Genomic DNA, 24,670 nt, shown 5'->3' on the forward strand with positions numbered 1-24,670 from the left:
GGTGCGCGCACCGGATAGGTAGCCGACGTAGCCAGCACTGATCAGTTCCCGGGTGACCGACCAGCCGAGCGCTGGCGCATCTCTCCCGTAACGAACTTCTGCGAGCCGTTCCAGCGCCCAGATTGCAGACCTGGAAATGGTTTGCTCATTTGGCGTATCGTTGTCGATCATCGCACCTCCAAAGATTTGACTCGTACTCGTTGTGGATTGCACGACGCGGCACAATCAGGCGGAGTTCAACGGACCCTGTCGTGTCCAGTCGTACCTCGCACCGATCACGATGCGTACGGCTGCTTCCACGAGATCAACACTGTGTTGCCCGGCATACTGGTCCGCCCGCTTCATCAGCGCCTCGAGCGGCGGTAGCGGAGCAGCATTCTTCCAGGCGAAAACAATGCCATTTCCGGCGCCGTCTTCCGCAGGGGCGAGCGCGACCGATGACCCGAACGTCTCGCGAATTCTGGCGAGATTTTCCCTATGCCGCGGATCCTCCCCTGGCAGATTGGCAGCCATCACGCCATCGCCGTTCAACCGTGAATGGCAGGCTTCGTAGAAGGCCGCGTCGGAGAGTTCCGCAGGCACACCGCCCTCCTTGAAACCGTCGAGCAGCACCACGTCGAAGGTTTGCGCAGTTGCCGACAGGTACTGCGCAGCGTCCGCGCAAACGACCGAGAGCCGTTCGTCGTCGGGTGGGATGCAAAAACGGTCACGTAGCGCAATCACATTCGGATTGATCTCGATTACCGTGATGTTTGCATCGGGCAGATGACGGTAGCAGTACTTTGCCAGTGAGCCACCGCCTAGCCCGATGATGCAGATGTGCCGGGGAGCCGGCTGCAGTAGCAGAAATCCCATCATCGTGCGCGTATAGCCGAGCACGAGCGCATATGGCGCCGCACGCAGCATGCTGCTTTGCATTTCGCGGCCGTCAAAGTACAGCGAGACGAACTGCCCAGATTCCACAACGACCGGTCTATCCACGGCAGCGCGTGAGCGAAAGGCACGAAATCGCGGGAGGGGCCACCTGAAGCGAGGCATTCGGCTCATCCCTTCTGTAGCAGCGGCAAGAGCGCGTGAAGTGCGGCTTCTTCATCAGGGCCCGCAACCAGCACCTGCGCGGCGGTCCCGCCGCGCACCCGCAACGCGTCGATTGCCATGCCATCCTTCGCGTTGCCACGGCGCCCATTCGCGACCACCAGGATATCGCTTTCGAATCGGCACGCCACGCTGACGAGCACATCCCGGAAAGCGGACGCTCCATTGCGGTTCCACCCGGAACCGGCTTGAAAATCGACAACCATTGCCATGTATTATCCCCAACCCTCTGGACCGGTCCCTGGATTCAGCACGAGGTATCAATCTGGCAGTCCGTGAGAAATGCCCTCAGTTCGCCTTCCCACGTGGTGTCCTGCAGGTCGATGCGGATGCCCGCGAGCCGCTTCATTTCAGGGTTCAGGTGCACCGCTTCAAGCGATCGGGGCCACACGCCCTGCGCAAAACACCGGCCGTCCATGTCGAGGAGCAGGCGCGGATGACACCGGAAACGCGCACTGGCCACCGAAATCGCATCCAGCACGTGCCGGGCCGATTCCCGCGGATAAATGAAGGCCAGGTGAATACCGGCCGCCGCGAGCCGCTCACCGACGTCATGGAACCGGTGGACCATCTGGAAGCCGCGTTCGCCGCCGCGCCCGACGCCCACCGCAACCAGCCCCCGGCTTCCAGCCATTTCCCGCAGGCGCACAAGGCGCCGGTCAGGCAACAGCAGTGCTCCATCCAGATCGAACATGACGGCATCCTCAGCGAATCCGCCCGCAAGTTCGCTGAAGGGCGGCGAAAGGCATTATAATACGACAACAATTTCATGTGCCTTACATTATAATGCCGTGTGCGTAATCGGATGATCGCCCCGGCGAGGTACGCCCCATTCTTTCTGATTGCCCCGAAACTGTTTCAATGGAAGCCGCAATGAACACCGCCCCTGCATGCCCGCAATGCGCTATGGAGAACACGTACCCGGACGGAGCACTGTATGTGTGCGCGGACTGTGGCCACGAATGGTCGGCGACCGTGCGTAGCGATACCGACGGCGAACCGGAAGCGAGCGTTGTTCGGGATGCAAACGGAAACGTGCTCTCAGACGGCGATTCGGTCGTGCTCGCCCGGGATCTGCGTGTGAAGGGCTCTTCGATCACGCTGAAGATGGGCACCAGGGTGAAAAATATCCGGATCGTAGGTGGCGATCACGAGATCGACTGCAGGACCGATGCCGGCAGCTTCATGCTCAAAGCCTGCTTTCTGAAGAAGGCGTGATACCTGGCACTGCACCCGCGCGAAACGCCACAGCGTTTCACGCACTCGTTTGACTACCTGCATATATCGAGAATGGACTGCGACGAGACATCCTGCGAAGCATTCGTCGAGTTACCCGCTACGCCGATGAATGACAGACGACCATTCGTACTGGAAACGCAGCACGCAGTGTCCCTGCACTTCGATCACTTTGCCACCCAGAGCTGCATGTCGCTTCGTGCGCCGGACAGGCTCGCGCTCGGCTATACGCGCACGATGATGGGATTCCTGCTGCTGCAGCCGGCTCCCCGGCACATCTGCATGATCGGGCTAGGCGGTGGCTCACTGGCAAAGTACTGCTACCGGCATCTGCCTGAAGTGGAGATCACCGCGGTCGAGATCGACCCTGAAGTCATTGCGCTGCGTGACGTGTTCAGGATTCCAGCAGACGACGCACGCTTCAGGGTGCTGTGCGCCGATGGCGCGGACTACATCCGCAACGAGAGCGTTGTCGCAGATGTCATGCTGGTTGACGCCTACGCGTCGGACGGGATCGCAAGCCAGTGCACGGATATTGCATTTTTTTCTGCGTGCCGCGATCGGTTGACGAAGACGGGCGTTCTCGCGATCAATTTCACCGACGACGAGCCGGCACTGGACCTGTACGTCGAACGGCTGAGCGCCGTGTTCGGTTCCTCGTACACGGTAGTCCGATGCGCGGACGACAGCAATTTCGTCGCTTTCGCCTGGAAAGGCAAAGGCCGCCTGCCGTCTTCGCGCGTCCTGCTGGATCGCGCCTTCTCGCATGCGTGGGCGGACGACCTGCGGCTGCCCTCCACTGCCAGGCGCCTGAAGGGCGGTATGAGCCTCGACCCGAAGCGCCTGATCTGGCGCGAAAACGGCCACGCGCACTGGGAGCATGGCACCTGATCTTGCCCGCAGGTTCAGTCAGCTTCAGTCAGCATTGCGCCCGACCCGCTTTCCGAGCGCGCTCTTCGTCTTGTAGGTCACACCATGACGATCGAGATATTCACGGATCAATTGCCGGACAACCTGCGATGGCGTCAGATCCTGCGCGGCACAGAGCTTCTCCAATGCCTCCTTCTTGGCGGGATCAATCAGGATAGTCAGGCGCGCAGTTTTGGTTTCCATCGGGAACAGGAAAGGCAAGTATGATAATCAGATTATAATACACTCGCCCTCAAATCCAATGGCCGCGCCAGCGACTTACGCAGCAACGGTGACCGGGAGCAAACAGACTCCAATCCAGATTGCCTAATTTTCATTGGGCACCGCACGATCCGGCAACACCCGCAGCGAATGTGTCCTCCGAGGTGTACAGGGCATTGCGTGAAGAATCGCTTGCCTGTCTTGCTCAAGGTGGCGAGGGTGCGCCCCAGCGCATTCCCGGTTACCGCCTGCGCTCCCTGCCTGCAGCAGTCCGTGAGCACATCACCGGCGACACGTACAACCTCCTGTGCGACGAGCGCCGCACCAGGCAGGATCATCGACACGTAACCCGCGTTCCCGAACCCGACGGCGCCTGCCAGACCGCCAACGAAGCGGGCACACCCGTCTTCTGCTTGCCGGTATGGGCTCACCTGCATCGTTTCCTGTCGGAGCGGCGGTGTTCGGCAGTGCCCGTCAACCGGGGACAACGCGCAGCCTGCAAAGCCGGTACGTCTTGCCGTCACTTGCAGAGGTCGCGCGGCTCCTCCTGTTCGGCCTGCCCGATTGCCGCCCCGCGCTCCGGAAGGCGTTCGTCGCGCCTGTGACCGTTATCCCGCTGCGCTTCATCAGGAATGCCCGATTTCCTGGATTCATGCGTCTCATATGATAACGGCATTATCATATCCTGCTAGCCACATTAACCTTTCGATGTAATATCATGCACAGGACTGATCCGGTACGCCCGGCACAGTCCATGCCCCTCGTCCAATCCGAGCACACGGGAGACATTCCGGATGGCAGCTGTGCCTGGCGTGCAATTCGTCCTGCTGGTCGTGGCTATCTGGCTCGCGGTCGGCGCGCTGGGCCTTGGGGTTCTGCATCGCACGCGACTTGTCGCACACGGTCTGTTTCCGCTTGGCGCACTGGCCGGGTTGATGCTGGGGGCGGCAGGTCTTGCCGGCGTCTTCGCCGAACCGTCCACCCTGGTGCTGCCGGTCGGTCTGCCTGGTCTTCCATTCCATCTGCGCCTTGACCGCCTCTCCGGCTATTTCCTGTTCGTGCTCGGCGTCGTCAGCGCGGGGATCGGCGCCTTTTCCGCCGGCTATTTCCGCAAGGGCGAAGGAACCGCGCCTGGGCTCATCTGTTTTGAATACCACGTGTGCCTTGCGAGTATCGCGCTTGTGCTCGTTGCGGATGACGCCTACGCCTTCATGGTTGCCTGGGAAACGCTGACGCTGTCCGCCACGTTTCTCGTGATGACCAACCACCGGATCGGCGAGATCCGTCGCGCCGCCTATCTGTATTTCCTGATTTCGCACGTCGGTGCGCTCGCGCTGCTCCTATGCTTCGGGATTCTGCAGGCTCGCACTGGTGACTACACATTCGCCAACATGCGCGCGCAGTCGCCCGACGCATTCTGGGCTTCGCTCGCGTTCCTGTTTGCGCTGACCGGATTCGGCGCCAAGGCGGGCGTGTTCCCGCTGCATGTCTGGCTGCCCGATGCCCATCCAGCGGCGCCCTCGCCCGTGTCAGCCCTCCTGAGCGGATTCGTGCTGAAAGTCGGCCTGTACGGCTTGCTGCGCACCGTGTTCGACCTGTTGCACGTGCAGATCGCCTGGTGGGGTGCGCTGCTGCTTGTGCTCGGCGTCGGCACCACGCTGCTCGGCGTGGTGTTCAGCACGATCCAGGTCGACATGAAGCGCCTGCTCGCGTATTCGTCGATCGACAACGTTGGCCTGATGATCGCCGCGCTCGGACTCGCGGTGCTGTTTCGTGCATGCGGCATGCCGCGCCTGTCGGCCCTGGCGCTGACTGCGATGCTCTACCAGATTGCAGCACACGCGTCGTTCAAGAGTCTGCTGTTCCTTGGTACGGGCGCTGTGCTGCATGCCACCGGGGAACGCAATCTTGGCAGGCTGGGCGGCCTGATCCGTTTCATGCCATGGACCGCGTGGGCCGTGCTTGTAGGCGTCGCGGCCAGTGCAGGCTTGCCGCCACTGAGCGGTTTCGTCGCGGAGTGGCTCCTGCTGCAAAGTTTCCTGTTCGCGCCAGGCTTGCCCAATTCCGTGCTGGCCATGACGGTACCGATCGTGGCCGCGCTGGTTGCGATGTCGGCGGCTCTGGCCGGCTACACGATGGTCAAGTTCTTTGGCATCGTGTTCCTCGGGCAGCCGAGGGAAGTGAAACTGGCCCGCGCACGCGATGCGAATGCATGGGAGCGACTCGCGTTCTGCTGGTTCGCAATGGCCGGTGTGCTGCTCGGGCTGATGCCCGTGCAGTTCGTCAAGCTACTGGACGCGGTCACGCATGCGCTTGTCGGGAGCGGCATCGCCGCGAACAATCACGGCTGGCTGCTGTTCGCGCCGGTGTCGGCTGCCAGGGCGAGTTACATGCCCGCCGTGTTCATGCTTTTCTTCCTTGCCTGCTGCGCCCTCGCCTGGGTCATGGTGCGGCGCTTCTACCACGGCAGGCTGCGTCGCGCCGCGCCCTGGAGCTGCGGCTTTCCGTTCACGACAGCACGAATGCAGGACACGGCCGAAGGGTTCGGGCAACCGATCCGGGAGATCTTCGCGCCGCTGCTGCGCGTCGAGCGGCACTTGCCGTCGCCGTTCGACGCGCAACCGCTCTACAGCGTGTCGGTCACCGACCGCACGTGGTCCGTTTTCTACGACCGTATCGCAGCACTCACGCAACGCGCGGCGCAATGGGCCGGCCGGCTGCAGACGGGCAAGATTGCCGTGTATCTGACCTACAGCTTCGCCGTGCTGATCCTGCTCCTGATGCTGGTGAGACGATGGTGAGCCTGTCCGGCGTGATCTCGCAGGCCCTCGAGATTATTGTGGCGCTTGCCGGGGCACCATTGCTCACGGGCTGGATCAACCAGTGCCGCGCATGGCTGCAGAACCGGCGTGCGCCATCCATCTGGCAGCCGTACCGGATGCTCCACAAGCTGTTCAACAAGGAATCGGTCGTCGCGCACACCGCAAGTCCGGTGTTCCGTGGTGCGCCTTATGTAATCTGGGCAGCGATGACACTTGCGTGTGCAATCGTGCCCACGCTCTCGACTGAGCTGCCGCTGTCGCCCGCCGCAGATGCGATCGCGCTCGTCGGCCTGTTTGCGCTCGCGCGGGTCGCGCTGTCGCTCGCCGCGATGGACATCGGCACTGCGTTCGGCACGCTCGGCGCCCGGCGCGAGATGCTGATCGGCTTCCTCGCGGAACCCGCGCTGCTGATGGTGCTGTTCTCGGCCTCGCTGATCACCCAGTCGACACTGCTCACGAGCATCGTCGCGACACTCGGTCGGGGTGAGCTCACGATCTATCCGAGCCTGGCCTTCGCGGGCATTTCGTTCACGCTGGTGTCACTGGCCGAGAACGCGCGGCTGCCCGTCGACAATCCGGCCACCCACCTCGAGCTGACGATGATCCACGAGGCGCTGATCCTCGAATATTCAGGGCGACATCTCGCACTGATGGAATGGGCAGCGAGCCTCAAGCTGTTCGCGTACTCATGCATTGGGCTGGCCCTGTTCGTACCGTGGGGCATCGCCGGGGCAGGCAACCCGTCTGCCCTGCTGCTCGCGCTGCCCGCGCTCTTCGTCAAGCTGATGGTGGGCGGTGCGGCGCTCGCCGTGGTCGAAACTGCCAACGCGAAAATGCGGATCTTCAGGATTCCAGAGTTTCTCGCCACCGCTTTCCTGCTCGCGGTAATCGGCATGCTCGTGCACATTTTGTTGGGGGCATGAATGCACGGCTATGCGACGCAACTCATCAACTTCCTCGCGGCTGTCCTGCTTGCGTTGTCGTTCGCAATGCTGAGCCAGCGCCGCATCCTCTCACTGATCCACCTCTATGCGCTGCAGGGTGTCGCGCTCGTCCTCGCAAACCTGATCCTCGGATCTGTGACGGGAGACGCACACCTGTACGTGTCCGCCGGCCTGACGCTCGTGCTGAAGGTCGGCGTGATTCCGTGGATCCTGTACCGGCTTGTGCGCAGGCTCGACGTCCAGGCCGACGTCGAACCGCTCATCAATATTCCGACGACGATGCTGATTGGCATCGTGCTGGTGATCGTTGCGTTTAACGTCGCCTCGCCAATCAGCCAGCTCGCGACCTCGGTTGCGCACGGCACACTCGGGATCGCGCTCGCGTGCGTCCTGCTGTCGTTCATGATGATGATCACGCGCGCGAAGGCGATTCCCCAGGTGATCGGCTTCCTGTCGATGGAGAACGGGCTGTTCTTCGCGGCAACAGCCGCGACCAATGGTATGCCGATGATCGTGGAGCTCGGCATCGGGCTGGACGTGCTGGTTGGTCTCCTGATTCTGGGCGTATTCATGTTCCAGATCCGGGAGCAGTTCGACAGCCTGGACATCCACCACATCGAGAAACTCAAGGATGAGTGACGCCCACGTCGTACTCGCCGTGCTCGGGCTTCCGCTCGTGGCCGCCGCATCTCTGGCGCTCACCCGGCCCAGCCATGTCGCGCGCAACCTGAACGTTGCATTCAGCTTCGCGACGTTCACGGCGACGCTCGTGCTCGCCACGCGCACCGTCGAACAGGGGCCGTCGTTTGCGTTCGGACGGGTATTTTTTGTCGATCCGCTCAACGTGTACCTCGTCGCGCTGACCGCGTTCGTCGGCTGGACGACGTCACTGTTTTCGCGGCCGTACATGCAGGTCGAAGAGGCGCGCGGCCGGATGACGCCAAAGCGCATGCGGCTCTATCACAGCATGTACCAGATCTTCATGTTCGCGATGCTGCTTGCGCTGCTGACCAACAATCTCGGCGTGCTGTGGGTCGCGATGGAAGCCGCCACGCTCGCAACCGTGCTGCTCGTCAGCGTTTACCGGACAGCCGCGAGCCTCGAGGCCGCATGGAAGTACTTCATCCTGTGCGGCGTCGGCATCGCGCAGGCATTGTTCGGCACGATCCTGCTTTACCTCGCTGCGAGCCGGCAGTTGACCGGCGATGATGCGCTGCTCTGGACGAGCCTGGCCGCCGCGAAGACACACCTTGAGCCGAACATCGTATCGATCGCCTTCGTGTTCCTGCTCGTCGGCTACGGCACCAAGGTCGGACTTGTGCCGATGCATAGCTGGTTGCCGGATGCCCATGCCGAAGGCCCGACGCCGATTTCGGCAGTGCTTTCAGGGCTGCTGCTGAACGTCGCGCTGTACGCGGTGCTCCGTTGCAAGGTACTTGCCGATGGCGCACTGGGCAATGGCCTGCCGGGGCAGTTGCTGGTCGGATTCGGGCTCGTGTCGGTGCTGGTTGCCTCGTTCTCGCTGTTCCGCCAGAAAGACGTCAAGCGGCTGTTCTCCTGGTCCTCGATCGAGCACATGGGACTGATGACCTTCGCGTTCGGACTGGGCGGCCCGATCGCGACGTTCGCCGGGCTGCTCCATATGACAGTCCATTCCCTGGTCAAGTCGGCGATCTTCTTCACGGTTGGCCATGCGGCACAGAAGGCGGGCACGCAGGCGATCGAGGGTATTCGCGGGCTGCTGCAGGTCAGCCCGATAGTCGGCTGGGGAATGATGCTCGGCGCACTCGCGATTCTCGGCCTGCCTCCGTTCGGCGTGTTTGCGAGCGAGTTCCTGATCCTGACGACCGCGATGAATACGATACCGTGGACGGCGCCCTTGCTGCTGCTCGGCCTTGCCGTCGCATTTGCGGCAATCTTCGCGCGCGTGCAGCGGATGGTGTTCGGTGGAGCGACGACAGCAAAGCCGCTCGAGCATCGCCCCGCGCTGCTGCCGGTATTCGTGCATCTGGGCATCGGCCTGATGCTCGGTCTCTATGTGCCACCGTACCTGGCAACGTGGTATCGCCAGGCCGCAACGATGCTGGGGGGCTGAAGCATGCGACTTGACATGGCACAGATCGAAGGCGCTATCCGGCTGTCGCACGCTGCAGGACAGATTCCAGCGGTCATCATCGACGTCAACGAAGCGCGGTGGCTCGAAATCGCACATCTGGCGCGCTCGCAGCGAAGCCGGCTCATTGCCATGTGGGGCAGCGAAGCACCCGACGGGATTTTCTCGGCGAACGCCGCGTACGAATGCGAGGACGGGATACTGTGGGTGCGTCTGGCGGTCGAGCGTGGTCCACATCCCGGAGGCGACTTCCCCGATCTTGCCGCCATTTTCCCGTACGCGACACGCATGCAGCGGGCGATTTTCGATCTCACCGGCTTGCAGGCTCGCGGTGCGCAGGACACCCGCCCGTGGCTCAATCATGGGAACTGGCCCAGTGACTATTTCCCGTTGCAAAGACAGGCATCGGGCGTCGAAAGATTCGAGTCGAGCGAGGCTGACTACCCGTTCGTGCAGGTTGCGGGCGACGGCGTTCACGAAATCGCGGTCGGACCGATCCACGCTGGCATCATCGAGCCGGGGCATTTCCGGTTCTCGGTCGTTGGGGAAAAGGTGCTGCGCCTTGAAGAGCGCCTCGGCTACGCGCATCGGGGTGTCGAGCGGCTGTTCGAACGAACCCCGGCCTCAGGTTGCCACCGGGTCGCGGCAAGGATTGCGGGCGACTCGACTGTTGCGTTTTCGTGGGCGTACTGCATGGCGTTTGAGCAGGCATGCGGTGTCGCAGTGTCGAACCGGGCGCTGTACCTGCGCGCCCTCCTGCTGGAAAGGGAACGTGTTGCCAATCATCTGGGCGACCTCGGCGCGCTCGGCAACGACGCCGGGTTTGCCTTCGGGCTCGCCCAGTTGTCACGACTCAGGGAGGACTGGATACGGATGAACGCTCACGCCTTCGGACATCGCTATCTGATGGACCGCATCGTGCCGGGGGGCACGGCAGTTGACATTCGCCCCGAGACTGCAACGGCGTTGGTCAGGCAGTGCGACGCCATCGAGCGTGAAGTCGACGTCATGCGCAAGATCTACGAGGACCAGTCGGGAGTGCAGGACCGGTTTGCCGGCGCGGGCCGCTTGACTGCCGATGTTGCCGGGCATTTCGGCGTGCGCGGCATGGCGGCTCGCGCCAGCGGCCACACATTTGATGTGCGCGCGGCCTTGCAACCCGCTCCGTATGACAATGTGGCAGTCAAGGCGGCAAGCGACCCCAGGGGTGACGTCGCCGCACGCGTTGCTATGCGTTTCACCGAAATCGGCGAGTCCCTGCGTCTGATCCGTGCGCTGCTCGCCAGCTTTCCGGCCGGACCGACTGCCATCGACGTGAAACCGTCAACCGTGCCTTCCCGCGGGACAGGCTGGGTGGAAGGATGGCGCGGTGACGTGTTCGTCGCGCTCGAGGTGGACGCGGGCGATGTCGTTTCGCGCTGCCACTGCCACGATCCGTCGTGGCAGACCTGGCCAGCACTCGAGCACGCGATCATCGGCAACATCGTTGCTGATTTCCCGCTGATCAACAAGTCGTTCAACCTGAACTACGCGGGGCACGATCTCTGATGTGGCAGCTTATCCGGCAATTCGCGCGCTCCGGTTTTCCAGACGAGCCCGCGCCGACAGCAGAAGATGCATGGCGACACGAGGAGAGACAGATTCGTCGCGAAATACTCGATCTCCTCGGGCGCGCGCTGTGCATCCGGCAGATTGATGCGGGCTCGTGCAACGGCTGCGAACTGGAGATCCACGCGCTGAACAATCCTTACTACAACATCGAAGGTCTGGGTATCAGGTTCGTCGCGAGCCCGCGGCATGCTGACCTGCTGCTCGTGACCGGGCCTGTGACGCTGAACATGAAGGCGGCCGTGCTCGCCGCATATGAGGCGACGCCAGCCCCGAAGCTCGTTGTTGCTGCGGGTGAATGCGCCTGCACGGGTGGTATTTTTGCCGGTGGCTATGCCGTGTGTGGGCCCGTTTCGTCGGTCCTGCCGGTCGATGTGGCGATTCCCGGATGTCCGCCGCCGCCCATCGATCTGCTGCGAGGTATCCTGGCGGCCTGCCGGGCGCGTTAGCTTGGAATGGATTTCAATGAAGCGGCGGCGTCCAGGTATGCACGCTGCGCGCCATGCCACTACCCACCGGGACGCGGTCAATGCACGATGACGACTATGACGAGCTGCGCGCGACTTTCGCGCTCCTGCGCCTGGCATGGCCCCAGCTCGTCACGATGTTCAGCTTCCTGTATGCCGTTCTGCTTCGCTACCCGACGTGGTTTGTCGCCCTGTCCGTTCTTGTTGTGACGGTCTCAATCTCGCACATCGCCATGAATGTCGCAAGGAATCCGGCCAGGCCGTTCGATTTCAAAGTGCTCGACTGGCTCCTGGTCATTTCCGGCTGGTCGGCCATTCTGCTCTCGATGAACTGGCTGCGAATCGAGCGGACGCGCCATCTGGAGCCAGGCACGCTTCTTGGACAGGCGATCCAGAGTATGCTGATTTCCAGTCCCGATCTGGGGATGGGTTCCGTTGTGACGCAATGGACATGCAGCTTCAGTGCGCTGGTTGTGATGCTTGCCTGGGGCTTTAGCGGACGATACCTCGGAAATGGGCAGCAAGGCTGATCCGTCATCACCCGGACAGGGTCGTCTAGAGCGTGTGACAAATGGTGGCAGGGATAGTCCCTGCGAAGAAACACTCGGGCCCAGCTCAAGTGCGGCCCGGTGATCTACGGACTATCGACGTGCTGTGCCGCCGTGCGGCGGCACCCATATCACCATTCGTCGTAGCAAGGACGCAGCACTTCCGGAAATCTCAGCCACACAGTCTGATCCAACGCTCGACCATTTAGCACACCGGTCAGCGGGCATCGTCACATATGTGCTTTGCGGAAACGATTTCTTCGCCCAGAGATCCGAAGTATGCTCGCCAGAATTGCACGGCATCTTCCGCAGACACCTGATCTGGAACAGACTCGATCTCAAAGACGTCAGAATCTGAAAGGTGTCCAAACATGCACCATCCTTTCAACGCTGCGTCTGTTCCATGCGCTATGAGGCTTAAAATGGTCGCGCGACGTTGCTCTATGCTCCCGGCGACATAATCGATAAACAGGCTCGACTCCGATGGTCGGGAGATGCCAAAAACCTGATACCGGATTGCACAAGGTAAGCTTTCCATTCCCGCACTCCCGTCTTTGTTGGCTACCTGGCGTTGGTTGTACAGCGAACAAATCGCCTTCGGCTCGCTGCAATCCCGTCGGAAGGCACGCTCGGTTGTCGCAAGGGATTTTGTGCCGGAAGTACCGGCTTCATCGAGCATGCGTTCGAGTTCACAGCCTATAAGAAAAGGTCGGGAAACTATGTACGCTACCGCTTATGGGAATCACAAAAAACGCAGCTGTTACCCACGTTTGCAGCACGATCTTTCATACGATAACGGATAGTTGCCGTCAGGAGCAGCGCCGTTTTCGGGGCTTTCGGGATGCAGTGATGTGCTACGAGAAGTGGCGTAAATGGGGACGACAAGCCCGGCGTCAATCGACGGGAACGGACCTTTTTTATATCGAAACAAAGCAGATGGACATCTGTACAAACACCACCGCAAAAAGATCGCAGCCATCGAAGCTCATCAAGCAAAAAACCGATTCAGTAGTTCGGTCATTGGATACGACGCCACAGGCATTTTGTAGACGCGTTGGATCGACCGATGCCGCTCATGGGCGCGAATCGCAACCGCTGAGAAGTTCTGGCGGTGGTCAGAGATCAACGCCGACGAAAGAATCGACCAGTGTTCAAAAATCTGCAGACCGAATCTGGATCGGTGAAAATACGCCGCGGCCCAACTTGTCCGCGGCAACCCGCAGGATTTGCTCAAAGTTCTGGCGTAGTACAACCTCATTACCCTCCCTCGTACCATCTGACTGAAAGACATTGACGAGGCAGTCCCTCATGACCTGTATCCGGTGCGCTCGCCCACCAATCTGGTAGTCAAAGAACACATCGCCCTCGACATGTTGAAGGGGCCCTTCGAACATCGAAACCTCGTACTGGTAGTGAACTCACACGATGGTAACCGATCCTGTACCGCCGAAGGCGCTGTGACCGTGCGCCTCCGCCCTCCCTGTCGCTCACTCGGCTTCTGCGATCCTCGTTCGAGCCGACAGCACGCCACAGTATGAACTTTCGCGATAGCCCATGCGTGCCTAGGCGAGAACGGTTCTAAGCCGCTCCGCGTCATCGAGACTGCCCAAACCGAGCGCTCCTGGCCAGACGCCACGTCCGACGTCAGGACAGGGAGCGCTTCGGATGCTATGGCGGCGCTTACTGTGACATGGTGCGTAGATCCTTTGCGGCCATCTGTCCAAACCGCCCACTGTTGAAGTCCTCTACCGCTTCCCGAATCTCTTCGGTCGTGTTCATGACAAACGGTCCATGCGCAGCTACGGGTTCGTCGATGGGTTCGCCGCTCAACACCAGAACGATGGCGTCGCTCATGGCGTCAAGCTGAACGTCGGTGCCTTCCCGTGCAAGGAGAACCAGTTGCGCGTCGCTGATGACTCGTTCGTCGCCGTTGACGCGAACCTGACCTCGCAGCACGACTAGCGCGAGCGTCCGGCCCGCCGGTAGCGTCAACGCTGCGCCATGCCCTGCGTTGAGCCGCACATCCCAGACATCCATCGGTGTGAAGGTGTGCGCTGGCCCCGCGTTGCCCGCGAAGTTGCCGGCGATCACCCGCACCTGTCCTGCGCCTGCCGGCAGGTCGACCGACGGAATCTGGCTGGCCACGATGCTCTGATAGCCGGGGGCCGTCATCTTGTGCTTCGCTGGCAGATTGACCCAGAGCTGCACCATCTCGAGCGTCCCGCCTGTTTTTGCGAACGCGCGCGAGTGGAACTCCTCATGCAGAATGCCTGCGCCCGCCGTCATCCACTGCACATCGCCGGGACCGATCTGGCCACCGCTACCCGTTGAGTCGAGGTGCTCCAGTTCGCCCTCGTACACGATGGTCACGGTTTCGAAGCCACGGTGCGGATGCTGCCCAACACCCAGGCGGCGGTCCGTCGGCGCAAAGCTTTTCGGTCCCGCATAGTCGAGCATCAGGAAGGGGCTCACGTGGCGGCCCATGGTGTGATGCGAGAACAGTGTACGCACGGGAAAACCGTCGCCGACCCAATGCGCGTTGGGGTTGCTGTAAGCGCCGAGAATCTTTTTCATCATCGAATATTCCTGTTTAACGGCCCGCGGCCGTGCTTGTATGAACACAGGGTAGTCGCGCGACGATGACGGCGGTAGAGGGTGGAAGTTTCCCTCTGTGTCTCACTGATGGAACAATGGACATGGTCAATCCCATCTTTCCGGGCGAGCCGATCAGAATCTCGTCTGCAACCCGATGCGCGCCAGTGTCTGTGAACGGTTGCTCGCAGCCGCGTCGGGTTCAAGCAATCCGTTGATCCAGGCTTGCGTCGTTTCGGAGTCGCCGCTGGCAAGCTGATAGACGGCCTCGACGTACACCATCGTCCGCTTCGAGAAGTGGTATTGCACCGCTGTGGTGATCTGGTGAGCCTTGTTGTTCTCGAGCACCTGGTTTCCCTTCATGTACTGGTAGTCGAGTCCTGCCGACCAGGGACCTGAAATCGTCCAGTACGCGCCCGCCTTGTAGACGTCAATCTTTGCCCCGCTCGCCGCATTCCTTGTATTTGTGTACAGAAGCATGGCGAGCACGCTGCCGAACCTGTAATGCGCGCCGGCCCCAAAATTTCGGATTCCTTCATGCCCGTTACCCAGTTCAGGATATTTGGCTTCGATATAGGCGATCCCGACCGCAAACGGCCCGTTCTCGTAGTTCATCCCTGCGCTGATCGTCGAATTGGTGGAAAACGAACCCGCAATGCCGCCAAATCCATACAGCGCGCCGAAACTGAATCCGGAGAAAGATGGACTACGATATTTGACCGCGTTCGCCACGCGCGTTGCACCGGCCAGACGGTCAAAATCGAACGAGCCGGTCGGATTTTTCGGTATGCCCAGCGCGCTGAATGGTCCCTGGCGAAAATCATAAAGCCCGCCAAACAGGAACGCGCCGTCAAAAAGACCGAGCGTCAACGTCTCGAACATGAAATCGTACTGGTTACCAAACGTAATGGCGCCAAGGCGCTCATCGGACAGCCCCACGTAGGCCGTACGATTAAAGATCTGGCCCGCGCCCGGGATGGTCGCGCCGCTGCCGAGATCGAACTGTGAAGTCAGATTGAACACGGCCTTCGTTCCGCCACCCAGATCCTCGCTTCCGCTGAACGTCAAAACGTTCGGCGCGAAGATCCCGCTGTCGAACTGCGTTACCGAGCCGCCATGTTCGTTGTTGACCCAGGTCACACCGCCGTCGACCATGCCCTGCAACGTAACACTGCTCTGGGCGTAGAGGTTGGCGTGGAAGCAGGCTGCGCTCAGGCAGACTGCCAGAGCGGTCTGTCTCTTCATGTTGATCGATTTCCTGCCGTCAACGATTGCTCGCGATTCGTCAGACATCGCACAGGCGCGCGGACGGCTACCGCATCCGGCCGCGCGCCTGTTACGTCAGTTCTTGTCGTACGAGAACTGGATGCCGGCAGTGCCCCCGGTTTCAACGAACAGGTCAATGAACGCGGGGACGGTTTCGCTGCGCGCCCAGTCGCGCTGCAACTCGCAGAACAGTTGAGCGACGCTGATCATCTTGCCGCCTGCCTGTTCGATACGGCGCAACGCGGCTTCGTGCGCAGCGACGGACGTGCCGCCGACTGCATCGACGACCACATAGACCTCGTAGCCGGCCTTCAGCGCATCGAGCGCGGGAAACGTCAGGCAGGCTTCCGTCCAGAGCGCCGTCATGATCAGCTTCTTGCGGCCGGTTGCTTCGACGGCCTTGCGGAATTCGACGTCTTCCCACGAGTTGATGCTCGTGCGGTCGTACGTCGGATAGTCGCCAAGCGCAGCGCGCAGTTGTGGGATGGGCGGCTTGTTCAGACCCGTCTTCACGTTGACCGTCGAATGGACGATCGGCAGCTTGTAGGTGACCGCGGCCTTGGCGGCGCCCACAATGTTGTTGACCAGCAGTTGTCGATCCATCGACGCGATGGAATTCACCTGGACCGGCTGGTAGTCGATGACGATGAATGCCGCATTCTGCGGGGTGAGCAGAGGGTCGTTCGCGGGGTCGCGAATGGGTTCGCTTGCCATGGTTGTCTCCAGAAGCAGTGCAGGAAGTGAAAGTGGGATCCCGAGGACCGATGCGAGAAACATCGGATCTGCATGCACGGCCAATGCTATGCGGACGACTCACCGCCTTGAAGTCCCGAAAGATGCCGACTGTGTTCCATGCGAGGAACAACGACGGTCTGGACCCTTAATGCTTTAAGATGTCTCGATTGTTCTGCCAAAGGAACAGTCATGGACGACCTGAACGACATCTATTACTTCGTGAAAGTGGTCGAAAACCATGGTTTCACGCAGGCAGGCCGGGCGCTCAACATGCCCAAGTCCAAGCTGAGCCGGCGCGTCGCCGACCTCGAAGCCAGATACGGCGTTCGCCTGCTCAACCGCTCCACACGGCATTTCTCGGTGACGGAAACCGGACAGGAGTTCTACGAGCGCTGCCTCGCGGTGCTCGTGGAAGCCGATGCCGCCCGAGAGGTGATGGAGCGCAGGGTTTCTGAACCCCAGGGCGTCGTGCGCATGAGTTGCCCCACTACGCTGGGCGAATATCGCATCGGGGCCCTCGTGGCTGACTTCATGATGCAATACCCGAAAGTGCGAATTCTTCTTGACGCGACCAATCGCCGGGTCGACGTCCTGGGCGAAGGACTCGATCTCGCGCTGCGCGTGCGTTTCCCACCGCTCGAAGACAGCGGGCTCGTCATGCGTGTGCTCTCTGGAAGTCCGCAACGGCTCGTTGCAACTCCGGCGCTCCTGAAGCAGCACCCAAAGGCGACGCATCCGGCGGATCTCGCCGGCATGCCCAGCCTCGACTGGGGACCGCCGCGCGATCACGCCTGGACGCTGGTCGCCCCGGACGCCGCCGAGGCGCGCGTGCCTCACGCGCCGCGCTACATCACCGACGACATGACGGTGCTTCGGCAGGCTGCCCTGAAAGGCGTGGGCGTCGTGCAATTGCCCTACATGGTCGTCGAGAACGAGCTTGAGAAAGGCGCTCTGGTTGACGTGGTGCCAGGCTGGAAGCCCAAGGGCGGCTTGGTCCATGCCGTCTTTCCGTCTCGCCGGGGCCTGCTGCCGGCCGTCCGCCTGCTGATCGACTATCTCGCCACGCACATTCAGAAAGACGAGTGAGCGCCGCGCGCGAGGTATCCGGTTTCGGTCGCGTGCGTTGGTTGCTCCCTTTTCGATTGTTCCTTTGACAGGACACTCTGTACGGCCGCGCGATCTACCGCGGCCGCCAGCCCATTTCTATTCTTCCCTCATCGAGCTTCGATATGCCACCACACTGACAACACATGGAGACGCCATGCGGTACATCCACTTTTCCCCCGACAATCGCCGCCGGCTGCTCGGCATCGTGCAGGGCAATACCATCCGCTCGCTCGGCGAAACGACCCTTGACGACCTTCTCGCGCGTGGCGTCGACCTCGCATCCTGTGGTACGTCGCTCAACGCGGGCGCCGAGGAATTCTCGACCGCTGCCGTGACGTATCTGCCGCCGCTCGCACGCCCCGGCAAGCTGCTATGCATCGGACTCAACTACGCGGATCACACGAAGGAAAGTCCGTATGACCAGCCCGACTATCCAACGATCTTCCCGCGCCTGAACTCGAGCCTGATCGGACACGACGCGCCCATGATCCGCCCGCGCATCTCCGATTCGCTCGATTTCGAAGGCGAACTCGCGGTCATCCTCGGCAGCGGCGGCCGCCATATTTCGAAACAGCATGCGCTCTCGTGCGTAGCGGGCTACTCGATCTTCAATGACGGCTCCGTGCGCGAGTACCAGTTCAAGTCGCCGCAATGGACGGTCGGCAAGAACTTCGACGGCACCGGCGCGTTCGGCCCGATGTTCGTCACGGCAGACGAACTGCCCCCAGGCGGTGCGGGCCTCAAGCTCGAAACACGCCTGAACGGCCGGGTCGTGCAATCGGCGAATACGAACGACATGCTGCACGACGTCGCTTCGCTCATCGCGGTGATCAGTGAAGCGATCACGCTGGAAGCCGGCGATGTCATCGTGAGCGGCACGCCCGCCGGTATTGGCTGGGCGCGCGAGCCGAAGCTCATCATGCGCGCCGGCGACGTATGCGAAGTCGAGATCGAAGGACTTGGCGTATTGCGCAACATTGTCGTCGATGAAGACGCGGCGATCCAGCGTTGATCGATCGTTAGATTCCCCTGAAGGAGGAGACATGAGAAAGATTCGCGTCCCGGTTTTCGTCGTGGGTGCAGGCCCCGCCGGACTCACGACCGCCGCATTGCTGGCGAAATATGGCGTCGACGTGCTGGCGATCACGCGCTACCCTGGCACGGCCCATTCGCCTCGCGCGCACATTACGAATCAGCGCACAATGGAGGTGTTGCGCGATCTGGGCATCGAGGATCGCGTGCGAGCCCTCGCCACGCCCCATGAACTGATGTCGAACAACGTGTGGGCGACCAGCTTTGCCGGCACGGAACTCGCGCGGCTGCAGACATGGGGCACTGGCGTTGGGCGCAAGTCCGACTATGAGGCGGCGAGCCCCTCGCAAATGTGCAATGCGCCGCAGCACCTGCTTGAACCGGTCATCCTCGCGGCGGCGCGCGAATATGGCGCACAAATGCTCTTCAATACGGAGTTGGTATCCATCCGGCAAACTGAAGAAGCCGTTTATTCGCGGCTCGTCGATCGCGTGACCGGAGAGGAAATCGAAGTGATCTCCGACTATGCAGTGGGCGCGGACGGCGCGCAGAGCGTCGTCGCGCGGGATCTCGGCTTCGAGATGGATGGCGAGATGGGACTTGGCTGCGCGGTCAACTGCTGGCTGGAGGTCGATCTGGCGAAGTACACGGCGCACCGCCCTGGCGTGCTGTACTGGATAACCCAGCCGGGCAGCGACTACTGGGTCGGCAGCGGCACCTGGATCTGCGTGCGCCCGTGGAACGAATGGGTCCTGCTCTTCATGTACGACCCGAGAGAGGGCGAGCCCGATCTCAGCGAGGAAGCCGTGATCGCGCGCGCCCGCGCCACCATCGGCGAGGCGGACATCCCCGTTCGAGTGAAGGCGGTTTCGAAGTGGACCATCAACCGGATGGTCGCGCGCACCATGGTCAAGGGCCGCGTGGCGATCGCCGGCGACGCCGCACATCGACATCCGCCGGCCAACGGGCTCGGCTCGAATACCTCCGTGCAGGACGCGTTCAATCTGGCCTGGAAGCTCGCGATGATCGTCAAGGGCGAGGCATCGCCCGCGCTCCTGCGAACATACTCGGACGAGCGTCAGCCGGTCGCCCAGGGCGTCGTGAACCGGGCAATCAAATCGGTCGGAGAGATGTTGCCGATTGCCAATGCCCTCGGCTTCTCGCAGGGGCAAAGCGCCGCAGAAGGCTGGGCCTCGCTCGACGAACTGTTCTCGGACAGCGATACCGGCAAGGCGCGCCGCACGGCACTTGCACAGGCCGTCGAGCAGCAAAACTATCAGTTCAACTGTCATGGTGTCGAACTGGGGCAGCGCTACGAATCGGCCGCGATAGTGCGCGACGGCGCAACTTTTCCCGCCGCGCTGCGCGACCCCGAACTGTATTACCACCCCACCACGACGCCCGGCGCCTCTCTCCCACATGCGTGGATCGAGCGCGCGGGCGAGAAGGTGTCGACGCTGGATCTGGTCGGCAATGGCGTCTTCACGGTACTTACCGGGAGAGGCGGCGAGGCATGGCTCGACGCGGCACGGCAGGTCGGCGACGAGTTCGGCATCAGGATCGACGCGGTGCAGATCGCACACGCAACCCCTACGTTCGACCCATACGGCCAGTGGGCAGCACAACGCGAGATCGAGGACGATGGCTGCGTGCTGGTGCGGCCGGACCGTTTCGTCGCCTGGCGCTGCAACACGCGCGCGGCGGACCCCGCGACGGAACTGCGGCGCGTGCTGACACAGATGCTCGGCACTGCGCCACGAGCAATGAGCGGCGCGCAGGTGCATGCAAGCGGCGTGGCCGCGTGACACTGGAGTTGGGTTCATGACATCGACGACGATCAATCGCGCGCGTTTCGGCATTCATTCGATCGACCATTTCGCGCTCGATGTGCCGGATCTCGGGGAGGCCATGCGCTTCCTCGACGCGTTCGGCCTCGAACTGGAAGCGCGGCCTGATGAGCTGCTGCTGCGCACGCCGCAAAGCGATCACGTGTGGGCAAAGGTCCGCGAGGGAGCGCGCAAGCAACTCGCGTATCTCGCGCTGAACTGTTTTGCCGACGACTTCTCGCCGCTGTGCGAGCAGATCCTGGCAGCCGGCGCGAAGGCCGCCGCACCCGCCCGGCTCGCTTCCGACGACGGCTTCTGGTTCCACGATCCGGATGGCAATCTGTTGCAACTCAAGGCGGGCGTGAAGACGTCGCCCGGCTGCAAGCTGCCTTTGGGCCGGGAATCGGCATCCTCGCATTCGCGCGGTGCGCGCGCTCGCGCCGACGCGCCAGTTACACGCCCCACGCGGCTTTCTCATGTCCTGATGTTCACGCCAGACGTGCGCGGCGCGGCCGCGTTCTACGAACGCGCACTGGGCCTCACGCTATCGGACGGGTCCGAAGGCATCGTGGCGTTCCTGCATGCGCGCTACGGCAGCGATCATCACCTGGTTGCGTTCGCGCACGGTGCGGCGAAGGGGTGGCACCACAGCGCATGGGATGTCCCGAATATCGACGCGGTCGGCCTCGGCAAGATGCAGATGCAGCGGGCGGGCTATCTCGAAGGATGGGGCGTGGGACGCCACGTGCTCGGATCGAACTACTTTCAGTATGTGCGTGACCCGTGGGGCTCGTTCTGGGAATACTCGGCCAACATCGACTACGTCGGCGCAGGCACCGAGTGGCCCGGCGGCAACCATCCGCCCGAAGACTCCTTGTATCTGTGGGGCCCGGACGTGCCCGCGTATTTCTTTGAGAACACGGAAGCTTGAAACGCATGGAACCAAGGGCCGATGGCGGCCTTGCGTTTTTGGGGGGCGCCCACGTAACGATGCGCTGCCGCGTTATATCGCGGTCGAATGTCGGATCTGATCCGCAAAGCGGCCGTCACTTCACGGGAGTCAAATTGTCTGGTGTGGGTCGAGAGTGTGAGTTCGTCATTGGAGGAAGCTGACGTTCGGCAGTTCAATGCTGCCACCGTCAGCAATCCGCCGCTGCATTGCTGACGCAAAACCCGGCCCGCCCCAATGTCCGAAAAGGCCGAAGCGCAACACTTCGACATTGCGAACCAAATGGCCGGTTATTGAGCGGAGCCGACGGATCAATGTCTGAGCAACCGTGTGAGCGGATGACGGCTCATGGCCAGGACTATGCCCTCGCTCGGTCAGACAGATTTCAGCTCTTTCTGAATGTTTTCGCCACAAATGGCGTGGGTATGTGCTGAGCCTTTTCGCTCCCGCACTTCGGACAAACCGGATGAGCGGTTGCATGTTCAGCAACATGCTCGGCATGTTCAAACATCTCCGCACTTCTCGCACCTGTACTGGTAAGTCGGCATGGCATTCCTCCAACGACAATCCTGCAGGTCATGCTGGCCAGATACTGTCTACGACGCTCGCAATAACCCATTCTAGTGCAGGAAAAGTCCACGTACGCGTCTCGTTCTGCGCTCCACGTATGCGGCACAGGCAATACCAATTGATTGTACGTACCAGCCGCCTCGCGTTAGTCGTGACTGCTCGTCGGACGGGACACACCAGACCCATTTCGTACCTCCAGCTCAGCCGAGCTTAACGGCTGCTTCCAAAAGTGGAGCGGTCGATCCTTGATCCATATGACCAGATGCGGCAGAGCCCGCTGATGTAATAGAAGCGCCACAAAAATGTAAAGGTGCGCTATCGCACACTCGGGCTCAGCTTCGTCTTCGGGTTTCGCGCCCACAACACTATTTTTCAGAAGCACGTCGATCGACTAAAAAAGCGCGTAACGCGCCGGCCTGTAGGACCGCCGATTTCATCGCGCCGGACCGCACGCTTCACTTGCCAGCCGCCTTAGTGAAAGGCCATCCGGTCTCCTGATGGCAGCCGCTGCACGTGCTGTAGATCTTGGGGGTAACTCATGAACCGAATCTATGCCGCATTCCTTGCGGTTGTGCTGAGCAGTTCGATTACGCCAGAGTGTCAGGGGCAGTACACGACCGACTGGATAGCGAATACGTTTGGGACTAACGCCACTCACGTAGGTAATGCTGCCCGGTCTATGTGGGTCGCACCAGAAGGCACCATTTACACCGCCTCGTTATGGGATGAGAACGAGGGTGGCATCGCGATCTACAACAACGGCCTGAATGCCGGATCCATCGGCGCGCACGGTGAACCACAGGGCAGCGCGATTACTGGCAACACCACCTATCTATGGGCTCCGCGCCAGTGGGGGCGGGTCAATGGCGCTTACTCCAGCGGCATGGTATTCCGCTACGTCCGCGCGACTGGAGCCAACGATCAGCAAATCCAGGTTAGCTCGGACACCACGGAGCGCCACGCAGACGTCATCACCGGCATCGCTACCTGGGGCAACTTTTGGGTAGCGAGCGATCATCCGGGCAACCGCCTACGCCTCTACCAGGTCAATGGTACGTGGCTCCGCGACATTGCTGTAACCGACCCAGGCGCGCTCGCATTCGACCGCAACGGCAATATTCTCGTCGCACAGGAAGCCGAAGGAACGGTTCTCCAGATCAGCCAGACCGGCACCATCCTTCACACGCTCTCCCTGCCGGTTGGTGAAGCGCCGCACGCCCTCTACTTCGATCCGACTACCCAATACCTCTGGATCGGCGACGCAGGCCCGGACCAGAACGCGAAGACCTACGACACGCGTACATTCACTTTGGTCTCCACGTTTGGCGTGAGGGGAGGATACCTGGACAGTTCTACTGGTACGAAAGGACAGGTGGGAAGTCTACGCTTCACCCGAATTGATGGAATTGGTAAAGATGCTGCGGGAAATCTCTACATACTTTGCCAACCTTGGGGAGGTTCGTGGGACCTCGGCCGCACGGGCGGCACAGACCTTTACGCATACAGCCCGACAGGCAAGCTCCTCTACAACCTGCGCGCACTGAATTTCGAGGCGATAGCCGCCCCCGATCCGGCGACTGACGCAACCGTGTTCTATTCCGGCGAGAACATCTATTCAGGCACAGGTAGTGCGGACTGGAAGTTTGTCGCCAGTACCATTGACCCGTTCACGTATCCGTCCGACCCCCGCCTCGATGTGACTTATCCGGGTCGCGGCCTGCACTTCGGCATGATTGCGGGCGCGGGAACAAACAGGGTGCTGGTCGCCACTGACCAGAACCCAGACGGCTTCTACTTCTTCCACTTCGACCCAGCCCAGGGCTACACGGCCGTCCCGGATGGGGCGTTGCCGGGCACGCTGTTCAATGCCACTGCACGGGTTCGCAACGGCTTCTGCCTCGACAGCAGGGGCGACGTGTGGGCGGGCCTGGACAAGACGAACCAGATCTGGCATTGGCCGCTGACCGGGTTCGATGCGAATGGCAGACCGTCGTGGGGAGCGCCCGTGACTGTGCCGGTTCCTGCATCGATCGGTAATCTGAGCCGCATCATCTACCTTCCCGAAAGCGACACGATGATCCTCGGGCAGCGCATCACGGGCAGCACGGACTGGACCGGCATCGGAACTCGCGTAGAGGTCTACCACGGATGGCTTGCTGGCAACACGACCAACCCGAACCCAGTTATCACGCTCACCAGCGCCAATCCGAAGTCCCTCACGGCTGCCGGCAACTACCTCTTTGTTGGCTACGTCCACACCGTGCCGAACATCGACGCCTTCAATCTGACGACGGGTAGCCTGGACAACACGTTCACCAACAGCAACCCCAGCAACGTGTACGTCGGCAATGACGTGGATTCGATGTACGGTCTTGGATCGCACCTTCGATCGACCGGGGAGTACGTGGTCACCAAGGACGACTACAACGGCTCCAGCATCGTTGTTTATCGTTGGACTCCATGATCACACGTGCCCCTTATGGCAACTCCCCGGCCTCAGACTGGCAATCTGGCAAACCGAAGCGCGCAGACAACGGCGCTGTCAATGGATCGTTGAGCGATAGACGGTGAGACTCGCTTTTCAAGCGCGTCCATCACATTGCAGGTTGCAAGCAGACCGTCGCGTCAT

Annotated in this window: 22 protein-coding genes and 1 pseudogene; 14 read left to right on the forward strand and 9 right to left on the reverse strand. The window is 61.4% G+C overall.

The annotated features are described in order from the left end of the window. Positions 1-225 precede the first annotated feature (225 nt). Genes U5A52_RS38410 through U5A52_RS38420 form a run of 3 tightly spaced genes read right to left on the reverse strand, consistent with a single transcriptional unit; the run spans position 226 to position 1,789 of the window. Positions 226-1,038 carry a fused MFS/spermidine synthase gene (locus tag U5A52_RS38410; RefSeq protein WP_321939351.1) on the reverse strand — a complete coding sequence of 271 codons (813 nt, stop codon included), beginning with the start codon at positions 1,036-1,038 and terminating at the stop codon, positions 226-228. Between the two features lie 5 nt (positions 1,039-1,043). Beyond that, positions 1,044-1,307 carry an HPr family phosphocarrier protein gene (locus U5A52_RS38415; RefSeq protein WP_321939352.1) on the reverse strand — a complete coding sequence of 88 codons (264 nt, stop codon included), beginning with the start codon at positions 1,305-1,307 and terminating at the stop codon, positions 1,044-1,046. Between the two features lie 35 nt (positions 1,308-1,342). After that, positions 1,343-1,789 (reverse strand): hypothetical protein, encoded by a 447-nt coding sequence (locus U5A52_RS38420; RefSeq protein ID WP_321939355.1) that lies wholly within the window; start codon positions 1,787-1,789, stop codon positions 1,343-1,345. Positions 1,790-1,968: 179 nt separating this feature from the next. Between U5A52_RS38420 and U5A52_RS38425 the strand changes: the two genes are divergently transcribed. Next, positions 1,969-2,313 carry a zinc ribbon domain-containing protein YjdM gene (locus U5A52_RS38425; protein WP_321939356.1) on the forward strand — a complete coding sequence of 115 codons (345 nt, stop codon included), beginning with the start codon at positions 1,969-1,971 and terminating at the stop codon, positions 2,311-2,313. 72 nt (positions 2,314-2,385) lie between these two features. Then, positions 2,386-3,222: a spermidine synthase gene (locus U5A52_RS38430; protein ID WP_321939357.1), complete on the forward strand. Its 837-nt coding sequence runs from the start codon at positions 2,386-2,388 to the stop codon at positions 3,220-3,222. A 24-nt stretch (positions 3,223-3,246) separates the two neighbouring features. On the opposite strand, the gene U5A52_RS38435 is transcribed toward U5A52_RS38430, so the two are convergent. After that, positions 3,247-3,444: a ribbon-helix-helix protein, CopG family gene (locus U5A52_RS38435; protein WP_321931696.1), complete on the reverse strand. Its 198-nt coding sequence runs from the start codon at positions 3,442-3,444 to the stop codon at positions 3,247-3,249. 812 nt (positions 3,445-4,256) lie between these two features. Here U5A52_RS38435 and hyfB point away from each other — a divergent pair. The 7 genes from hyfB to U5A52_RS38470 all read left to right on the forward strand — a co-directional run bounded on the left by hyfB (position 4,257) and on the right by U5A52_RS38470 (position 11,946). Then, complete coding sequence (hyfB, locus tag U5A52_RS38440; protein ID WP_321939359.1) at positions 4,257-6,263, forward strand: hydrogenase 4 subunit B; 2,007 nt, start codon at positions 4,257-4,259, stop codon at positions 6,261-6,263. Continuing rightward, positions 6,257-7,207, forward strand: a complete 951-nt coding sequence (locus U5A52_RS38445) for a respiratory chain complex I subunit 1 family protein (RefSeq protein ID WP_321939361.1) — start codon at positions 6,257-6,259, stop codon at positions 7,205-7,207. The genes hyfB and U5A52_RS38445 overlap by 7 nt, the downstream gene beginning before the upstream one ends. Next, positions 7,208-7,867 (forward strand): formate hydrogenlyase, encoded by a 660-nt coding sequence (locus U5A52_RS38450; protein ID WP_321939363.1) that lies wholly within the window; start codon positions 7,208-7,210, stop codon positions 7,865-7,867. After that, complete coding sequence (locus U5A52_RS38455) at positions 7,860-9,323, forward strand: hydrogenase 4 subunit F (protein ID WP_321939365.1); 1,464 nt, start codon at positions 7,860-7,862, stop codon at positions 9,321-9,323. Before U5A52_RS38450 ends, U5A52_RS38455 begins: the two co-directional genes overlap by 8 nt. Positions 9,324-9,326: 3 nt before the next feature. After that, positions 9,327-10,889, forward strand: a complete 1,563-nt coding sequence (locus tag U5A52_RS38460; RefSeq protein WP_321939367.1) for an NADH-quinone oxidoreductase subunit C — start codon at positions 9,327-9,329, stop codon at positions 10,887-10,889. Beyond that, a complete protein-coding gene (locus tag U5A52_RS38465; RefSeq protein WP_321939368.1) occupies positions 10,889-11,398 on the forward strand; it encodes a formate hydrogenlyase in 510 nt (169 codons plus the stop codon). The genes U5A52_RS38460 and U5A52_RS38465 overlap by 1 nt, the downstream gene beginning before the upstream one ends. 80 nt (positions 11,399-11,478) lie before the next feature. Then, entirely contained in the window at positions 11,479-11,946 is a 468-nt protein-coding gene (locus U5A52_RS38470) for a hypothetical protein (protein ID WP_321939369.1), read from the forward strand. 235 nt (positions 11,947-12,181) lie between these two features. On the opposite strand, the gene U5A52_RS38475 is transcribed toward U5A52_RS38470, so the two are convergent. The 4 genes from U5A52_RS38475 to U5A52_RS38490 all read right to left on the reverse strand — a co-directional run bounded on the left by U5A52_RS38475 (position 12,182) and on the right by U5A52_RS38490 (position 16,536). Then, a complete protein-coding gene (locus tag U5A52_RS38475) occupies positions 12,182-12,643 on the reverse strand; it encodes a hypothetical protein (RefSeq protein WP_321939371.1) in 462 nt (153 codons plus the stop codon). A 1,001-nt stretch (positions 12,644-13,644) separates the two neighbouring features. Continuing rightward, on the reverse strand, positions 13,645-14,538 hold the full coding sequence (locus tag U5A52_RS38480; protein WP_321939436.1) for a pirin family protein: 894 nt from the start codon (positions 14,536-14,538) through the stop codon (positions 13,645-13,647). Between the two features lie 153 nt (positions 14,539-14,691). Further along, on the reverse strand, positions 14,692-15,801 hold the full coding sequence (locus U5A52_RS38485; RefSeq protein WP_321939372.1) for a porin: 1,110 nt from the start codon (positions 15,799-15,801) through the stop codon (positions 14,692-14,694). Positions 15,802-15,897: 96 nt separating this feature from the next. After that, positions 15,898-16,536 carry a hydrolase gene (locus U5A52_RS38490; RefSeq protein ID WP_321939373.1) on the reverse strand — a complete coding sequence of 213 codons (639 nt, stop codon included), beginning with the start codon at positions 16,534-16,536 and terminating at the stop codon, positions 15,898-15,900. Positions 16,537-16,746: 210 nt separating this feature from the next. Here U5A52_RS38490 and U5A52_RS38495 point away from each other — a divergent pair, with 210 nt between their 5' ends. The 4 genes from U5A52_RS38495 (at position 16,747) to U5A52_RS38510 (ending at position 21,453) form a co-directional block, all read left to right on the forward strand. After that, on the forward strand, positions 16,747-17,643 hold the full coding sequence (locus U5A52_RS38495; RefSeq protein ID WP_321939374.1) for a LysR substrate-binding domain-containing protein: 897 nt from the start codon (positions 16,747-16,749) through the stop codon (positions 17,641-17,643). Positions 17,644-17,818: 175 nt separating this feature from the next. Further along, positions 17,819-18,676 carry a fumarylacetoacetate hydrolase family protein gene (locus U5A52_RS38500; RefSeq protein WP_321939375.1) on the forward strand — a complete coding sequence of 286 codons (858 nt, stop codon included), beginning with the start codon at positions 17,819-17,821 and terminating at the stop codon, positions 18,674-18,676. A 31-nt stretch (positions 18,677-18,707) separates the two neighbouring features. After that, complete coding sequence (locus U5A52_RS38505; RefSeq protein ID WP_321939376.1) at positions 18,708-20,501, forward strand: FAD-dependent monooxygenase; 1,794 nt, start codon at positions 18,708-18,710, stop codon at positions 20,499-20,501. Positions 20,502-20,517: 16 nt separating this feature from the next. Further along, a complete protein-coding gene (locus tag U5A52_RS38510) occupies positions 20,518-21,453 on the forward strand; it encodes a VOC family protein (RefSeq protein WP_321939377.1) in 936 nt (311 codons plus the stop codon). A gap of 403 nt (positions 21,454-21,856) precedes the next feature. Here the strand turns inward: U5A52_RS38510 and U5A52_RS38515 are convergent. Next, positions 21,857-22,019 (reverse strand): annotated as a pseudogene (locus U5A52_RS38515) (FmdB family zinc ribbon protein). A gap of 560 nt (positions 22,020-22,579) precedes the next feature. Between U5A52_RS38515 and U5A52_RS38520 the strand changes: the two are divergent. After that, entirely contained in the window at positions 22,580-24,505 is a 1,926-nt protein-coding gene (locus U5A52_RS38520; RefSeq protein WP_321939378.1) for an SMP-30/gluconolaconase/LRE-like region family protein, read from the forward strand. Positions 24,506-24,670 lie beyond the last annotated feature (165 nt).

The organism is Paraburkholderia sp. J8-2 (genome assembly GCF_905220195.1).
Classification (GTDB): domain Bacteria; phylum Pseudomonadota; class Gammaproteobacteria; order Burkholderiales; family Burkholderiaceae; genus Paraburkholderia.

Excerpts from the sequence above, each read along its gene's own strand:
- U5A52_RS38410 (WP_321939351.1), bottom strand. The coding sequence starts at position 1,038 with ATGCCTCGCTTCAGGTGGCCCCTCCCGCGATTTCGTGCCTTTCGCTCA.
- U5A52_RS38415 (WP_321939352.1), bottom strand. The coding sequence starts at position 1,307 with ATGGCAATGGTTGTCGATTTTCAAGCCGGTTCCGGGTGGAACCGCAAT.
- U5A52_RS38420 (WP_321939355.1), bottom strand. The coding sequence starts at position 1,789 with ATGTTCGATCTGGATGGAGCACTGCTGTTGCCTGACCGGCGCCTTGTG.
- U5A52_RS38425 (WP_321939356.1), top strand. The coding sequence starts at position 1,969 with ATGAACACCGCCCCTGCATGCCCGCAATGCGCTATGGAGAACACGTAC.
- U5A52_RS38430 (WP_321939357.1), top strand. The coding sequence starts at position 2,386 with ATGGACTGCGACGAGACATCCTGCGAAGCATTCGTCGAGTTACCCGCT.
- U5A52_RS38435 (WP_321931696.1), bottom strand. The coding sequence starts at position 3,444 with ATGGAAACCAAAACTGCGCGCCTGACTATCCTGATTGATCCCGCCAAG.
- hyfB (WP_321939359.1), top strand. The coding sequence starts at position 4,257 with ATGGCAGCTGTGCCTGGCGTGCAATTCGTCCTGCTGGTCGTGGCTATC.
- U5A52_RS38445 (WP_321939361.1), top strand. The coding sequence starts at position 6,257 with ATGGTGAGCCTGTCCGGCGTGATCTCGCAGGCCCTCGAGATTATTGTG.
- U5A52_RS38450 (WP_321939363.1), top strand. The coding sequence starts at position 7,208 with ATGCACGGCTATGCGACGCAACTCATCAACTTCCTCGCGGCTGTCCTG.
- U5A52_RS38455 (WP_321939365.1), top strand. The coding sequence starts at position 7,860 with ATGAGTGACGCCCACGTCGTACTCGCCGTGCTCGGGCTTCCGCTCGTG.
- U5A52_RS38460 (WP_321939367.1), top strand. The coding sequence starts at position 9,327 with ATGCGACTTGACATGGCACAGATCGAAGGCGCTATCCGGCTGTCGCAC.
- U5A52_RS38465 (WP_321939368.1), top strand. The coding sequence starts at position 10,889 with ATGTGGCAGCTTATCCGGCAATTCGCGCGCTCCGGTTTTCCAGACGAG.
- U5A52_RS38470 (WP_321939369.1), top strand. The coding sequence starts at position 11,479 with ATGCACGATGACGACTATGACGAGCTGCGCGCGACTTTCGCGCTCCTG.
- U5A52_RS38475 (WP_321939371.1), bottom strand. The coding sequence starts at position 12,643 with ATGCTCGATGAAGCCGGTACTTCCGGCACAAAATCCCTTGCGACAACC.
- U5A52_RS38480 (WP_321939436.1), bottom strand. The coding sequence starts at position 14,538 with ATGAAAAAGATTCTCGGCGCTTACAGCAACCCCAACGCGCATTGGGTC.
- U5A52_RS38485 (WP_321939372.1), bottom strand. The coding sequence starts at position 15,801 with ATGAAGAGACAGACCGCTCTGGCAGTCTGCCTGAGCGCAGCCTGCTTC.
- U5A52_RS38490 (WP_321939373.1), bottom strand. The coding sequence starts at position 16,536 with ATGGCAAGCGAACCCATTCGCGACCCCGCGAACGACCCTCTGCTCACC.
- U5A52_RS38495 (WP_321939374.1), top strand. The coding sequence starts at position 16,747 with ATGGACGACCTGAACGACATCTATTACTTCGTGAAAGTGGTCGAAAAC.
- U5A52_RS38500 (WP_321939375.1), top strand. The coding sequence starts at position 17,819 with ATGCGGTACATCCACTTTTCCCCCGACAATCGCCGCCGGCTGCTCGGC.
- U5A52_RS38505 (WP_321939376.1), top strand. The coding sequence starts at position 18,708 with ATGAGAAAGATTCGCGTCCCGGTTTTCGTCGTGGGTGCAGGCCCCGCC.
- U5A52_RS38510 (WP_321939377.1), top strand. The coding sequence starts at position 20,518 with ATGACATCGACGACGATCAATCGCGCGCGTTTCGGCATTCATTCGATC.
- U5A52_RS38520 (WP_321939378.1), top strand. The coding sequence starts at position 22,580 with ATGAACCGAATCTATGCCGCATTCCTTGCGGTTGTGCTGAGCAGTTCG.